Origin of the sequence: Naasia sp. (assembly GCF_025465545.1) — a bacterium.
Lineage (GTDB): Bacteria > Actinomycetota > Actinomycetes > Actinomycetales > Microbacteriaceae > Naasia.
In genome coordinates, this window is sequence record NZ_JAODMK010000003.1 from 95,819 (window position 1) to 110,817 (window position 14,999).

10 protein-coding genes are annotated in these 14,999 nt (G+C 69.3%); 4 read left to right on the forward strand and 6 right to left on the reverse strand.

Translation table 11 applies throughout. From position 1 onward, the window contains the following. Positions 1-35 precede the first annotated feature (35 nt). A complete protein-coding gene (locus JWR33_RS01120; RefSeq protein ID WP_297408635.1) occupies positions 36-875 on the reverse strand; it encodes an aldo/keto reductase in 840 nt (279 codons plus the stop codon). Between the two features lie 149 nt (positions 876-1,024). On the opposite strand from JWR33_RS01120, the gene hrpA reads away from it, so the two are divergent. Beyond that, positions 1,025-4,918 (forward strand): ATP-dependent RNA helicase HrpA, encoded by a 3,894-nt coding sequence (hrpA, locus tag JWR33_RS01125; protein WP_297408637.1) that lies wholly within the window; start codon positions 1,025-1,027, stop codon positions 4,916-4,918. 33 nt (positions 4,919-4,951) lie between these two features. On the opposite strand, the gene JWR33_RS01130 is transcribed toward hrpA, so the two are convergent. From JWR33_RS01130 to JWR33_RS01145, 4 genes are all read right to left on the reverse strand, one after another. Then, positions 4,952-5,470 (reverse strand): DUF1697 domain-containing protein, encoded by a 519-nt coding sequence (locus JWR33_RS01130; RefSeq protein ID WP_297408639.1) that lies wholly within the window; start codon positions 5,468-5,470, stop codon positions 4,952-4,954. A gap of 2 nt (positions 5,471-5,472) precedes the next feature. Continuing rightward, positions 5,473-7,020 carry a DHA2 family efflux MFS transporter permease subunit gene (locus tag JWR33_RS01135; RefSeq protein ID WP_297408641.1) on the reverse strand — a complete coding sequence of 516 codons (1,548 nt, stop codon included), beginning with the start codon at positions 7,018-7,020 and terminating at the stop codon, positions 5,473-5,475. Between the two features lie 233 nt (positions 7,021-7,253). Next, positions 7,254-8,243, reverse strand: coding sequence for a ribonucleotide-diphosphate reductase subunit beta (locus JWR33_RS01140; protein WP_297408642.1), 990 nt, complete (start codon positions 8,241-8,243; stop codon positions 7,254-7,256). Between the two features lie 348 nt (positions 8,244-8,591). After that, positions 8,592-11,123, reverse strand: coding sequence for a ribonucleoside-diphosphate reductase subunit alpha (locus tag JWR33_RS01145; RefSeq protein WP_297408644.1), 2,532 nt, complete (start codon positions 11,121-11,123; stop codon positions 8,592-8,594). Positions 11,124-11,486: 363 nt separating this feature from the next. On the opposite strand from JWR33_RS01145, the gene JWR33_RS01150 reads away from it, so the two are divergent. Continuing rightward, on the forward strand, positions 11,487-12,695 hold the full coding sequence (locus tag JWR33_RS01150; RefSeq protein WP_297408646.1) for an MFS transporter: 1,209 nt from the start codon (positions 11,487-11,489) through the stop codon (positions 12,693-12,695). Between the two features lie 40 nt (positions 12,696-12,735). Here the strand turns inward: JWR33_RS01150 and JWR33_RS01155 are convergent, their stop codons facing one another. Then, entirely contained in the window at positions 12,736-13,314 is a 579-nt protein-coding gene (locus tag JWR33_RS01155) for an NAD(P)H-dependent oxidoreductase (protein ID WP_297408647.1), read from the reverse strand. Positions 13,315-13,436: 122 nt separating this feature from the next. Here JWR33_RS01155 and JWR33_RS01160 point away from each other — a divergent pair, with 122 nt between their 5' ends. After that, positions 13,437-14,252: an aldo/keto reductase gene (locus JWR33_RS01160; RefSeq protein ID WP_297408741.1), complete on the forward strand. Its 816-nt coding sequence runs from the start codon at positions 13,437-13,439 to the stop codon at positions 14,250-14,252. A 1-nt stretch (position 14,253) separates the two neighbouring features. Next, positions 14,254-14,997, forward strand: a complete 744-nt coding sequence (locus JWR33_RS01165) for an alpha/beta hydrolase (RefSeq protein WP_297408649.1) — start codon at positions 14,254-14,256, stop codon at positions 14,995-14,997. The last annotated feature ends 2 nt before the right edge of the window (positions 14,998-14,999 follow it).

The window sequence follows — 14,999 nt, forward strand, 5'->3', positions numbered from 1 at the left end:
CCGCCGCGCCGTCCGGCTCGTGTTCAGGCTCGGGATCAGCGGAAGTCGGCCGTGGCCGGGTCCGCGCCGATGCGCTTGCCCTGGTCCAGCGCGTCGAAGACCGCGAGCTCCTCCGCCGTCAGGGAGAAGTCGAGGATCTCGAAGTTCTCCTTCTGCCGGCCCGGGTTGTTGGACTTGGGGAAGACGATGCGCCCCTCGTCCAGATGCCAGCGCAGGGTCACCTGCGCGGGCGTCTTGCCGTACTTCTCGGCGATCTCGGCCACATCCTCGCGGTCGACGATGTTGCCGGAGGCGAGCGGGGACCAGGCCTCGATCGCGATGTCGTGGGCGCGGCAGAACTCGACGAGCTCGCGCTGCTGGAACTCGGGGTGCAGCTCGATCTGGTTGACGGAGGGCACCACGTCGCTCTCCGCGAAGACCCGCTCGAGGTGCTCGGGCAGGAAGTTGGAGACCCCGATCGACTTGGCCTTGCCGCTCGCGGCGATCTCCTCGAGCGTCTTCCACGCCTCGACGTACTCGTCGAACATCGGCAGCGGCCAGTGGATCAGGTAGAGGTCTACGTAGTCGAGGCCGAGCAGCTCGAGGCTGCGGTCGATCGCGGCGAGCGCCTTGTCGCGCTGGTGGGCCGCGTTCCACAGCTTCGTGGTGATCCAGAGGTCGGCCCGCGGGATGCCGGACGCGGCGATCGCCTCCCCCACCCCCTTCTCGTTGCGGTAGGCGGCGGCGGTGTCGAGGTGGCGGTAGCCGATCTCGAGCGCGGCCTCCACGACGCTCTGGGTCTGCTCCGGCTCGACCTGGAAGACGCCGAAGCCGAGCTGCGGGATCTGGGTCCCGTCGTTGAGGCGGACGGTGGGCATGGTCGATGCACTGGTCATGTGTCCACTCTTCCACCTGGTGCCCCGGGCGTCCGGGGAGCGTGCGCAGGGTTGACAGCCCACGGAGGCGGCGATTATCGGCCGGCCGGATGCGCTGCGGCCCAGCTCACGAACCCGACGCCCGGCCGCCGCGAGAGAATGGAGGACCCATGACCGTGCTCCCCCGCATCACCTACCCCGCCGAGCTGCCGGTCAGCGCGATGCGGGACGAGATCGCGGCGGTTCTCGCGCGCTCGCAGGTGGTGATCGTCGCGGGAGCGACCGGCTCGGGCAAGACGACCCAGCTGCCGAAGATCTGCCTCGAGCTGGGGCGCGAGTCGATCGCGCACACACAGCCGCGCCGGATCGCCGCCCGCACCATCGCCGAGCGGATCGCCGACGAGCTCGAAGTCGAGCTCGGCACCCTCGTCGGCTACCAGGTGCGCTTCACCGACAAGGCGAGCGCGTCCACCCGGGTCAAGCTGATGACCGACGGAATCCTGCTCAACGAGCTCGGCCGGGACCGGATGCCGCGCCGGTACGACACGATCATCCTCGACGAGGCGCACGAGCGGAGTCTCAACATCGACTTCCTCCTCGGCTACCTCAAGCGCCTGCTCCCGCAGCGCCCCGACCTCAAGGTGATCGTCACCTCGGCAACGATCGACCCGGAGAGCTTCGCGCGGCACTTCGCATCGGCCGACGGCACGCCGGCGCCCATCGTCGAGGTCTCGGGGCGCACCTACCCGGTCGAGATCCGCTACCGCCCGCTCGTCTCGGACGGCTCCGACGAGGACGCCCACCGTCCCGAGGACCGGGACCTCTTCGAGGGGATCACCGACGCTCTGGACGAGCTGGCCCGCGAGGCGCCGGGCGACGTGCTCGTCTTCCTCTCCGGCGAGAACGAGATCCGCGACGCCGAAGAGGCGGTGCGGAGCCGGGCCCCCTCGGGAACCGAGGTGCTCCCCCTCTACGGCCGGCTGTCCGCGGCCGATCAGCACCGGGTCTTCGACACCTCCCGCGCTCCGGGCGTGCGCAGGCGGGTCGTGCTCGCCACCAACGTGGCCGAGACCAGCATCACGGTGCCCGGCATCAAGTACGTGATCGACGGCGGGACCGCGCGGATCTCGCGCTACGGGGCGCGCTCCAAGGTGCAGCGCCTCCCCATCGAGCCGGTGTCGCAGGCCTCCGCGAATCAGCGGGCCGGCCGCGCAGGCCGCACCAGCGACGGCATCGCCATCCGGCTGTACTCGGAGGACGACTACACCCGCCGCTCCGAGTTCACCGACCCGGAGATCCTCCGCACCGGCCTGGCCGCCGTGATCCTGCAGATGCTCAGCCTCGACCTCGGCGACATGGCCGAGTTCCCCTTCCTGCAGCCGCCGGACTCCCGGGGCATCCGCGACGGCCGGGAGCTGCTGCGGGAGCTCGGCGCGGTGCGCGACGACGGTGGGCTCACGAAGACCGGACGCGACCTCGCGCGCCTGCCCATCGACCCCCGCTTCGGGCGGATGGTGCTCGAGTCGAAGCGGAACGGCGTCGCCCGCGAGGTCCTCGCCATCGTCGCCGGCCTCTCCATCCAGGACCCGCGGGAGCGTCCGCTGGAGGCCAGGGACAAGGCCGACCTGGCGCACGCCCGGTTCGCCGAACCCACCAGCGACTTCCTCTCCCTGCTGAACCTGTGGCACCACATCGAGGACCGCCAGCGCGAGCTGTCCTCCAGCGCCTTCCGCCGACTGTGCCGCACCGAGTACCTCAACTACCTCCGCATCCGTGAGTGGCAGGACGTGTACCGGCAGCTGGACCGGCTGGCAGGCCAGATCGGGATCCGCGCCGGCGAGCGGAAGGTGGATCCGGACGGCATCCACCGGTCGCTGCTGTCCGGCCTGCTCTCCCAGATCGGCGTGCTCGACGAGCGCTCCGCGGCGCCGGCGGGCAAGGAGAAGGAGAAGGACAAGCGCCGCAGGAGCACCGAGTACCTGGGCGCACGGCAGGTGAAGTTCGCGATCTTCCCCGGCTCCGCGCTGGCGAAGAAGGCGCCGACCGCGGTGATGGCGGGCGAGCTGGTGGAGACCTCCCGCCTCTTCGCCCGCACGGTTGCCGCCATCGATCCCGCGTGGGCCGAGCGCCTCGCCGAGGATCTGGTGAAGCGCTCCTACAGCGAGCCGCACTGGGAGGCGAAGCAGGGGGCCGCCGTCGGCTTCGAGAAGGTCACGCTCTACGGGGTTCCGCTCGTCGCCCGCCGCCGGGTGCAGTGGTCCCGGGTGAATCCGGGGGTCGCCCGCGAGCTCTTCCTGCAGCACGCACTGCTCGACGGCGAGTGGCCGCCGCACCTCGAGCGGTCCCGCGACCATGACTTCGACTTCGAGCGCGCCAACGCGCGGCTCCTCCGCGAGCTCGGTGATCTGGAGGAGCGCACGCGGCGCCGCGACATCGTCACCGGAGGCGACGCACTCCTCGACTTCTACGAGTCGCGCATCCCGCCCGAGATCGTGACGGTGCGCGCGTTCCAGGCCTGGTGGAGCGAGACGAGGAAGTCGACGCCGGAGCTGCTGACGCTGACGCGGGACGCGCTGCTGGAGGAGCCGGAGAGCGCCGAGGTCGATCCGCTCGCGTTCCCCACCGCGTGGCGCCAGGGCGATCAGCGGCTGACCCTCCGGTACCGCTTCGAGCCGGGCGCCGAGGACGACGGCGTCACCGTGCAGCTGCCCCTCGCCCTGCTGCCACGGATCTCGCCGGACGGCTTCGACTGGCTGGTGCCGGGCCTGCGCGAGGACCTCGTGACTGCCCTGCTCCGCTCGCTGCCGAAGGCGATCCGGCGCACGGTCGTCCCCGCCGGCGACTGGGCGACCCGCCTGCTGGCCGACCTGCCTGCCGACCCTGAAGGGTCGATCACTGCGGCGCTCGCGCGAGCGATCCGGGCGGCGAACGGCACCGCGGTCACCGCCGAGGACTTCGACCTCGCCCGCCTGCCCCCGCACCTGCGGATGACCTTCGCCGTCGTCGACGAGCGCGGCACCCGGATCGGCTTCGGCAAGGACCTCGGCGAGCTGCAGGAGCGGTTCGCGGACCAGGCGCGCGAGTCGGTGTCCCGGCTCTTCGCGGGACCGCGACCGCCCGCGCGGAAGGCGGGCCCGCCGCCTCCCGCGAGCACCGGAGGCGCCCGCTTCACGGAGCGCTCCGGCATCACGTCCTGGGACTTCGCGGAGGTCGCCCAGCAGCTCGACGTCCGCGGCGCCGGCGGCCTCGTCCGCGCCTACCCGGCCCTCGTGGACGAGGGAGAGAGCGTCGCGCTGCGCCTCTTCGGCACCCCCGCCGAGCAGGCGGCGGCTCAGCGCGCCGGGGTGCGCCGGCTCCTGCACCTCGCCACGCCATCGCCGGTCGCCTACCTCAACGAGCACCTGACCGCCCGGGAGAAGCTGGCCCTGGCGACGAGCCCGTACCGGAGCGTGCGGGCGCTCTTCGACGACGCGCTGCAGGCGGGGATCGAGGCGCGGGTTCGCGGCCTCTTCCCCGACGGCCTGCTCTGGACCCGGGAGGACTTCGATCGGGCGCGGGACGAGGTGTCCGCGCACGTGCTCGAGGACCTCTTCGGCACGGTCGCGCTGCTCGCCCGGATCCTTCCGGCCGCGCGCGAGGCCGAGGCGGCGGTCAAGGCGGCCACGAGCATGGCCCTGCTGCCCGCCCTCACCGACGCGCGCGCCCAGCTGGCCGCGCTCGTGCACCCGGGCTTCGTGTCCGCCACCGGCCTGCCGCAGCTGGGCCGGCTCCCGGTCTACCTGGCCGGCGTGACCCACCGGATCGCGAAGCTGCGGGAGAACCCGAATCGGGACCGGGTCTGGATGAACGAGGTGCAGACCGCGACCGAGCGCTACCTCGCCGCAGGGGGCACCCTCCCCCTGCAGCCGGATGCCGACCCGCGGCTGGCGGCCGTCCGGTGGATGCTCGAGGAGCTGCGGATCAGCCTGTTCGCGCAGCCGCTCGGCGCCCAGGGCCCGATCTCGGCGCAGCGCATCACCCGCGCCCTCGCCGAACTGCCCACTTCTGCCGCAACTCCGCGCTGAGATGCGACAGAACTGGGCAGGTCACCGCAGAAGTCAGGCGGCGGCGAGGATCTTCTCGAGGGTCCGGAGGTTGCGGGTGGTGGTGAAGACGGCCTTGCGGCGGGCGAGGAGCTTGCCGAACGGGCTGCCGAGGGTGCTGCCGACCGCGACGCGCCAGTAGATCAGGCGGCCGCTCGCCTGCACCTGATCGCCCTCGGGCAGCTCGGCTGCCGCAGCACCCAGGTCGGATGCGACCGCCTCCTGTTCGGTGAAGACGACGTAGGCGTGAGTGTCGTCGCTGCCCTCGAACGGATAGGAGCGGACGGCCGCTGCCACCTCGTCGATCGTCACGACGAGGATCCGCGCGGCGTAGCCGAAGCGCTCGCCCACGACCGTCTCCAGCCGCCGCGCGAGCCCGTCGGGGGGCAGATCCGCGTCGAAGACCGCGTTGCCGCTCGCGAGCAGGGTCCGCACCTCGCGGAGCCCCTGCTCGGCGAGCAGCTCGCGCAGCTCCGCCATCGGCACCCGCACGCCGCCCACGTTGACCCCGCGGAAGAGTGCGACGAGCCGCATGCTCAGTGCCCGCTGAACCCACCCGGCGCGTTCGCCGGCTTGCGCACGAAGAACACCGAGGCGACGAGGGCGAGGGAGAGGAACGCGCCGACCAGGAACGCCAGTCGCGTGCCCGCGACCGTTCCCGCCACCCCGCTCACGTCCGCCCCGGCCCCGGCCGCACCGACGGCCAGCACCGTGACGAAGAGCGCGGTGCCCGCGGCTGCGGCCACCTGCTGGAACGTGCCCACCACGGCGCTGCCGTGCGAATAGAGGTGCGGCTTGACCGAGCCGAGACCCGAGGTCATGAGCGGCGTGAACGTCGCGGCCAGACCGAGACTCAGCGTGATGTTGGTGACGATCAGGAGCCACATCGGCGTCTCCGCGCTCACCGTGGTGAGCACCCACATGGAGCCGCTGATCAGCAGTGCGCCCGGCAGCAGCAGCAGAAGCGGGCCACGAGCGTCGTAGATGCGGCCGATGAACGGGCTGGCGATGCCCATCAGAAGCCCACCCGGCAAGGTGAGCAGCCCGGTCTCCAACGGGTTGAGGCCGAGGGCCCGCTGCGCGAAGAACGGGATGAGGATGAACGTGCCGAACATCGTGGCGGTCGCGAGCACCATGGCGCCCATGGCGATGGAGAAGATCGGCGAGCTGAACACGCGCAGGTCGAGCAGTGCGCGGTCCGAGCGCTGCAGCAGGAGCTGCCGCACGAGGAACAGGAGCAGCGAGACCCCGCCCAGCGTGAACAGCACCCAGATGGGGACGCCGCCGCCGCCCTCGGCCGACTGGCCGATGCTCGCCAGGCCGTAGACCAGTCCGCCGAATCCGAGCGCGGCGAGGGGGATCGAGATGAGGTCGATCTTGGCGCGGGACGTCTCGGAGACGGAGACCATCCACTTCGCGCCGAGCCCCAGCGTGAGGAGTGCGATCGGGAGCACGAAGCCGAAGATCCAGCGCCAGCCGAAGTTGTCGATGATGAAGCCGGACACCGTGGGGCCGAGCGCGGGTGCCACCGAGATGACGATGGAGATGTTGCCCATCATCTGGCCGCGGCGCGCGACCGGGACGAGCGTCATCACGGTCGTCATGAGCAGGGGCATCATGATCGCCGTGCCGGAGGCCTGGATGACCCGCGCCAGCAGGAGCACGCCGAACCCGGGAGAGAGCGCGGCCAGCAGCGTGCCGGCGCTGAACAGCGACATGGCGAGCACGAACAGGGTGCGCGTGCGGATGCGCTGGATGAGGAAGCCGGTGATCGGGATGACGACCGCCATGGTGAGCATGAAGGCGGTGGTGAGCCATTGTCCGATGCTCGGGCCGATGCCCAGGTCCTCCTGCAGGACCGGCAGGGCGACGCTCATGACCGTCTCGTTGAGGATCACCGTGAACGCCGCGATCATGAGGACCGCGATCACGTTGCGGTGGTGCCGCGGCAGGCGTTCGCCGCCATGGTGCCCGGCTTCGGCCGAGGACGCCACGTCCGCCGACCGGACCGCGGGAGACTCGCCGAGCTGGGCGGGAGAGGGCCCCGTGGCCCCTTTCTCGCTGATGTCTGTGCTGTTCGTCATGCGGGACCTCCCGGTCGTGGTGCGCTCAGTCCCCGTGCGCGTTGGACTCGGGAAGCGTATGTGAACACCGTCCACTTGCCGGCTCACTGTACAAGGCAGCGCCGACACCGCGCCCCGTATTCCCCCCTCCCGGAAAACCCGGCGGAACCACGGTGGGCCACCCCTTGGCGCGCCGAGGAGGTTCCCCTGCCGACCCGGGCGAAGCTCATTTCGAGCCCGGGTCGGCGGGATCTTCAGGACCGGGCGGTCGCCTGCGCGTTGACCTCGTATGAGGTGTTCGTCGACTCGAAGAAGTTGACCAGCTGCAAGGTGTCGTTCGCGGTCGCCATCCACTTGGCCGGGTTCGTCACGTTGTACTCCGGCTCGAACCCGAGCTCCTCGAGGCGCCGGTCAGCCAGGTACTTCACGTACTGGTTGATGTAGTTCGCGTTCAGTCCGAGGATGCCGTTCGGGAGCAGGTCGTGGTTGTACTGCTCCTCCATCTCGACCGCGTCCGTGATCATCTTCTTGATCTCCGCCGCGAACTCCTCGGTCTGCAGGTCCGGGTTCTCCTCCAGCACGGTGAGGATCAGATTGATGCCGAACTTCAGGTGCAGGCTCTCGTCGCGGACGATCCAGTCCACGAGCGAGCCGAAGTTGCGCAGCAGGTTCCGCTGACGGAACGACAGCGCCACCATGAAGCCCGAATAGAACCAGATGCCCTCGAGGATGATGTTGTAGGCGACCAGGTTGCGGACGAAGTCCTTCTTGCCCGCCGTGGTGGTGATGTCCAGCTGCTGCTCCGTCATGCGGCGGATGAAGCTGACCTCGAACTCCTCCTTGCGGCGCATCGACGGCACGTCGACATGCGAGTTGTAGGCCTCGTCGCGGTCGATCGGGAAGGTCTCGAGCACGTACTCGAACGACATGCAGTGGTTCGCCTCCTCCCACATCTGCTTCGCGAGGTAGAGGTGCGCCTCGGGAGCGTTGATGTAGGGGTAGACGCCGAACGCCAGCGCCTTGTTCACCAGCAGCTCGCTCGGGTTGAAGTAGGACATGAGGAACGTGATCGCGTGCTGCTCCTCCTCCGTCATCCGCTTGAAGTCGGCGATGTCCTCGCCCAGCTGGATCTCGTTCGGGAACCACGTGTTCGCCACGGCCTGCTCGTAGAGGTCCATCGCCCACTTGTACCGGACCGGCTTCAGAAGGAGGCCTTCTTGAATTCCTGTGCCGAGGATTCCCATGTTCTCTCCTTGTCTTGGGGCGGAATCGGGCGGGACCCTCGCCTGGTGCTCAGACATTGGCTTGGGTTGGTGGCCTGTAGGGCCACCAACCCAACCCAAAACTCGCCTGCGGCGAGCATCCCGCCCGATTCCTCAGCCGACTGGGAGCCGAACTGAGTCACCGAGGTACTTCTACTGCTGCTGTATATAACCGCGGTGGTGCTGCGGCTATTCGGAATGGAAGTGAAGAAACGGAAGGAAAGCGCTACTGGCAGGAGTCGCACATGAGGAGGTCCATGGGGTCCATCGGGACGATGTAGAGGGAACCCGTGGCGGTGGAGACGTCGCCCATGCCGAGCTCGCGCCCGCTCATGAGTCGGCCTTCGAGGAGGCGCCGCCGAAGCCGAAGCCCCGCCGTGCGGGAGCCGGCACAGACGGCTCTGCGTCCGGAAGGGCGGACACCGAGTGCGCCTTCTCCGGAGTGACCGGCGAGGCCCCGCCGAAGCCGAAGCCGCGCTTCTGCTGCGCGCCGGCGGCCGCACCCTCGTTGATCGTCTCGGACTTGTTGACGCGGACCGTCGACTGCTCGGCGGTGTGCCGCGGCTTCATGTGCAGGTAGTAGGTCGTCTTCACGCCCCGCTCCCATGCCGCGAAGTAGATGTCCATCATCTCGCCGAGATCGCGCGTCTCGAGGTACATGTTGCGGCTGATGGCCTGGTCGATCCACTTCTGGGCGCGCGCCGCGACCTCCAGGAAGGCGTACGGCGACAGCTGGAAGCTCGTCTTGTACGTGGCCTTGAGGTGGTCAGGGATCTCCGCGATGTTCTGGATGTCGCCCTGGCTGCGCAGGATCGCCTCCCGCACCTTCTCCCAGAGGCCCAGCTGCTGGAGGTCGGTCACCAGGTTGCGGTTCACCTCGAGGAACTTGCCCGAGGAGGTCGCCCGGCTGAAGATCTGCGAGAACTGGGGATCCAGGCCCGGCGTGGTTCCGGCGACGAGGCCGATCGACGCGGTCGGCGCGATCGCCATCAGGGTGGCGTTGCGCATGCCGCCCTTGACCTTCTCGCGCAGTGCGTCCCAGTCGAGCCGCGTGCCGCGGTTCACCTTGATGGGCATGCCGCGGTCGGCTTCGGTGAGCGCGATCGAGTCGAGCGGAACCATGCCCTGCGACCAGCGCGAGCCGGCGAAGTTGGCGTAGGCGCCGCGGCTCTGGGCGAGGTCGGCCGACTCGTCGATGGCGGCGTAGGAGACGTGCTCCATGATCTCGTCGATCAGGTCGTACGCCGCCTCGCTCTCGTAGGAGATGCCGAGCTTCTCGACCACATCGGTGAAGCCCATCACGCCGAGGCCGATGGCACGGTTCTGCTGGTTGGAGAAGTCCGCCTCGTCGACGCTCGAGAGCGTGATGTCGATCAGGTTGTCCAGCTGGCGGACCGCAAGGCGAGCACTCGTCTCGATCTGCTTCCAGTCGAAGCCGAGCTTGCCGCCGCCCACATCGGTGAGGTGACGAGCAAGGTTGATCGAGGCCAGGTTGCAGACGGAGACGTTGTCGCGGTCCTGCGGGAGGCAGATCTCGGTGCAGAGGTTGGAGAGGTGGATCGTCCCCGTGTTGTTGTTGAGGGCACGGTTGTTGATCGTGTCCTTCCAGGTCAGCCACGGGTGGCTGGTGCTCTGCAGTGAGATGAGGATCGACTTGAACTGCTCCCGCGCCTTGATGCGCTTGAACATCCGCATGTTGCCGGCGTCGGCCTCCGCCACGTAGTGCGCGTAGCGGGCCGAGAACTCCTTGCCGTAGAGCTCGCCGAGATCGGACACCTCGAGCGGGTCGAAAAGGTACCAGTCCTCGTCGTTCTGGACGCGCTTCATGAACTCGTCCGAGATCCACACGGCCGTGTTGGCGGTGCGGGTGCGGCGGTACGGGTCACCCGAGTTGGCGCGCAGGTCGAGGAACTCGGGGAAGTCGAGGTGCCAGTTCTCCATGTAGAAGCAGAGGGCGCCGAACTTCTTGCCGCCGCGGCTGACCGCGCGGAGGATCGAGTCGATCGTGTGCATGAACGGGATCGGCCCGGTCGAGGTGGTGTTGTTCGAGCGGATGGGCGAGCCCTGGGCGCGCAGCTTGCTGACCGAGAGGCCGATGCCGCCGGTGCCCTTGGTGAGCCACATGACGTCGCGCGTGGTCTTCGCGATGTGCTCGATGTCGTCCTGCATCTCCATGACGAAGCAGTTGGAGAGCTGCGGGTACTTGGTGCCCGCGTTCACCAGCGTGGAGCCGGCGGCGAGGTAGTCGAGGCGGCTCATCTTCTCGTAGAAGGCGATGGCGGCGCTCGTGGCGTCGGCCTCGTTGAGCGAGAGGCCCATGGCGATGCGCATCCAGAAGTACTGGGGCACCTCGAGCGGGTCGTTGTTGCGGGCCTTGATGCCGTAGCGGTTGTTCAGCGTGACGACGCCGATGTACTTGAGCAGCTCGTCATGCGCCGGGTCCAGGGCGGCGGCGAGGCGGTCAAGGTCGAAGAGGGTGCCGAGGCGGTCATCGAGGAGGTCCTCGGCCACGCCGCGGTGGATGTAGGGGGCGAAGAGCGTCGCATGCAGGCTCTTCAACTCGGCGTGCGTCTCGTAGTCGCCGAGCACGCGCTTGTAGATGGTCTTGAGCAGGAGCCGGGCCGCGACGGTGTCGAATGCCGGGTCGTCCTTGACGTTCTGCAGCGCCACCTGGATGACGGCCTCGTCGAGCTGCTGGGTGCTGATCCCATCGAAGAGCGTCAACTCGAGTTCCGACGCGATCTGCGTGACCCAGGTGATGTTCTCGTCGAGTCCCGCGCTGGCATTCTCGATCGCCAGGTTGATCTTGTTCGCGTCATAGGGCTCGCGGGCCCCGTTCCGCTTCACGACGGTTATTGACACGTTGCCTCCCACAGTTCGGCCGACCAGCGGCCTTGAACGACTCCCCCTTGAAGCCGTGTCCCCTGGGGAGCACCGCCGACTGGCGGATTCCCCTGAACGGGCTCGTCTCCGGACCCCGAGCCACCCGAAGGCCGGGGTCCGGAGAACGATTCCGTTCGATCGACCGCCTGGGATTTCCGAGCCACCCGAAGACCGGGAATCCGTGCGGCAAGCCGACCGAGAATCACTATATATGGGGTCTCTGGCATCCCTACAACCCTAAATGTTGCGGCGTGTCGTACACACGGTGTGCATAACCAGGCCGACTTATCCACACGCTAGAGCAGACCCCTGACACTTGGCGGCCTCTAGGATGAAGGCCCTGTGAGTAGTTATGTCGGCCTCGTCCGCACGCCGGGCGTCGCGCGCATCATGGGGGCCCAGCTCCTGGCCAGATTCCCGAGCGGCATGCTCTCGCTCGGGTTCCTGCTGCACATCGAGCGCACGACCGGCTCGTACGCGGCGGCCGGTCTCGTGCTCGCCGCGCTCAGTGCCGGCCAAGCCATCTCCGGGCCGCTCACCAGCCGGCTGATGGGCATCTTCGGCATGCGGCCGGTGATCCTCGCCACCGTCATCGCGTGCAGCCTCACCATCCTCGAGCTCGCCCTCGTGGAGCAGTCCGTGCCGGCATCGATGGCCGTCGCGCTTCTGGCCGGGCTGACCTACCCGCCGATCCAGCCGGCGGTGCGCACGATCTATCCGAAGATGGTGAACTCCCGTCAGCTGACCCCGCTCTTCTCCCTGGACGCCTCCGCGCAGGAGCTCATCTGGGTCGGCGGCCCGGTGCTCGTCACCTTCGTCTCGACCCAGATCGGCACTGTCCAGGGCATCCTGCTGTCGGTGGTGCTGATGGCGGGCGGCGGGGCGTGGTTCCTGTCCTCGCCGGAACTCGGCCGGGTGCGCATCCCGCGCAGCAGGCGCCGCTTCGGGCAGGTGCTCACGCGTCCGACGGTGCTGCTCGCCACCGTGGTCGGGTTCCTCCTGATCGGCTCCTGCGCGGCCATCGAGACCGGGATCGTCGCGGTCTTCGGCGACGACGGCCCCGAGGCGGGCATCGTGCTCGCGATCTGGTCGATCGGCTCACTCGCGGGCGGGCTCCTGCTCGGCCACATCCCCATCGGCCCCTGGGCCCTCGCCCGTCGCGTCCTGATCGTGACAGTGGGGCTCGCGCTGGCGGCGTTCGCCCTCAACTTCTGGTGGCTGGCGCTCACGCTCGTCATCTCGGGGCTGGGGCTCGCGCCCGCCCTCGCCGTGATCTTCGCGATCACCTCGTCCAGCGTGAAGTTCAGCGACACCGCCGAGGCCTACGGCTGGGTCGGCACGGGCCAGCTCATCGGCGCAGCCCTCGGCTCCGCCGCCGCCGGCTTCCTCATCGACCAGAACGGCGCGATCGGCGCCTTCTGGGTCGCCATCACGCTCGCCTCCGCGGGCCTCCTCGCCGCCGTCATCGGCAAGCGCTGGCACCCGGATCTGCGGCACCGCGACGCGAGCCCTCTTCCGGACACCGACGCCGTGCCGGTGCAGCCGAGCTGAGGCGTTCGCCCCCTGTCGGCCGGGGCCGACCGGCCTCGGATCAGCGCGCGGGCGCCAGCTCTCGCAGCGGACGCAGGGCTTCAGCGAGCGCGACGAGCTCGGCCAAGGCCAGCTGCAGCCGGCTGCGGTGGGTGTCGCTGGCCTGGAACTCCCCGTCGTCCGAGAGGAAGCTGCCCGGGAAGTTGATCTCGACGTTCGTCAGCGTCGGCACGAGGCCGAGCGCCACGACAGCCGGCTTGAGCGCGATGACGCCGCGGGTCCCGGCGGACGCCCCGCCATAGCTGACGAAAGTGACCGGCTTGCGGCGCCACTCGTGGCTGAGGAAGTCGAGGGCGTTCTTGAGCGCCGGCGAGAAGCTGTGGTTGTACTCGGGCGTCACGAACACGAACGCGTCTGCCGCCTCCACACGCTCGCTCCAGGCGAGCGTGTGCGGCTTGGTGTACTGCCGCAGCAGTGGGTGGTTCGGCTCGTCCATGAAGGGAAGGGCGAGCTCCGCCAGGTCCACGAAGTCGACGTCACGTCCATCGACCCCGAGCAGGTCGCTCGTCACCCAGTCGGCGATGGGCCGCCCGATCCGTCCCGGTCGAACACTGCCCACGATGACCATGACTCGCGTCATTCCTGCCTCTTCTCCTCGGTACCCACCGACCTCTATGCAAACGAATGGGGCAGCGAGGTATTCCGGTGTGACGGAGGAGGCGCGGAGGTCGCGCGGATAATGGCGTGGTGACCGGCACCACGATGTCCCCCACTCTCCCGCTCAACGACGGCCGCGCCATCCCGCAGGTGGGACTGGGCGTGTACAAGATCGCCGAGGAGGACATCGGTGGCGTGATCGCCGAGGCCCTCCGGATCGGCTACCGGCACATCGACACGGCCGCGCTCTACCACAACGAGCGCGGGGTCGGCAGGGCGGTGGCGGAGGCCGCGCTGCCGCGCGAGGAGCTGTTCGTCACGACGAAGCTCTGGAACGACGAGCACGGCTTCGACCGAGCGCTCCGGGCGTTCGACGAGAGCCTCGGCAAGCTCGGGCTCGACTATGTCGACCTCTACCTCATCCACTGGCCGGTGCCGAGCAAGGACCTCTACGTGGAGACCTGGCGGGCCCTCGAGCGGATCCGGGACGAGGGACGCGCGCGCTCGATCGGTGTCTCCAACTTCACCGAGGCGCACCTCGCCCGGCTGCTCACCGAGACCGAGACGGCCCCCGCCGTCAACCAGGTCGAGCTGCACCCCTGGCTGCCGCAGGACACGGTGCGTGAGTACGACCAGGCGCACGGCATCCTCACCGAGGCGTGGTCTCCGCTGGCCCGCGGCCGCTTCCTCGGCAACGAGGTGCTGGAGCGGATCGCCGCGAAGCACGGCAGGAGCGTCGCGCAGGTCGTGCTCCGGTGGCATCTCGATCACGGGAACGTGGTGATCCCCAAGTCGGTGACCCCGGCTCGGCTTCGCGAGAACTTCGACCTGTTCGACTTCTCCCTCGACCTGGACGACCTGTCGGAGATCGCGTCGCTGGACTCCGGCGAGCGCACCGGCCGGCATCCGGACGAGGACTGACATGGTCGCGCTGCCCCGCTACGCGAGCGGGCCGGGGGCGGGACGACCCGCGCTGCTCGTGCACGGGCTGTCGAGTGACGCCGCCGGCTGGTGGCGTGTGCAGGAGCACCTGGTCGGCGCGGGGTGGCGGGTGACGGCGGTCGATCTGCGCGGGCACGGCCGCGCGCCGCGTGCCGACTCGTACGGGATGGGCGACTACGCCGCGGATCTCGCCGAGGTGCGCGACGAGGGCGGGCCATGGGACGTGGTCCTCGGTCACTCGCTCGGGGCGTCCTCAAGCCTCCTCGCCGCCGTCGACCGACCGGGCTGGTCCCGGCGCCTCGTGCTCATCGATCCCGTCGTGTCGATCGACGCGTCCGGCCTCGCCTCGATCGGCGCCGACGCCCTCGCCGAGAAGAGCGCGGCGACGCTCGAGTCGATCGCGGCAGCGCATCCGCGCTGGCATCGCCGGGACATCGAGGCGAAGGTCGCCGCGCTGGAGCGGGTCGATGCGGCTGCGATCGCCCTCACCGTCGCGGACCCCTCGGGGTGGCAGCTGCGCGATGCGCTCGCGTCGGTTCCGGTGCCCACGCTGCTGATCGCCGCCGACCCGGACCTCGGTGGCCTCCTCGACCCCGGGCACGCCGGCGAGGCGGCGGCCGCCAACTCCCGGATCACCGCGGCGAGCGTCGCGGGAGCCGGGCACAGCGTCCATCGCGAGGACGCCGACGCACTGCTCTCGCTCGTCGATCGCTTCCTGGGCTGACC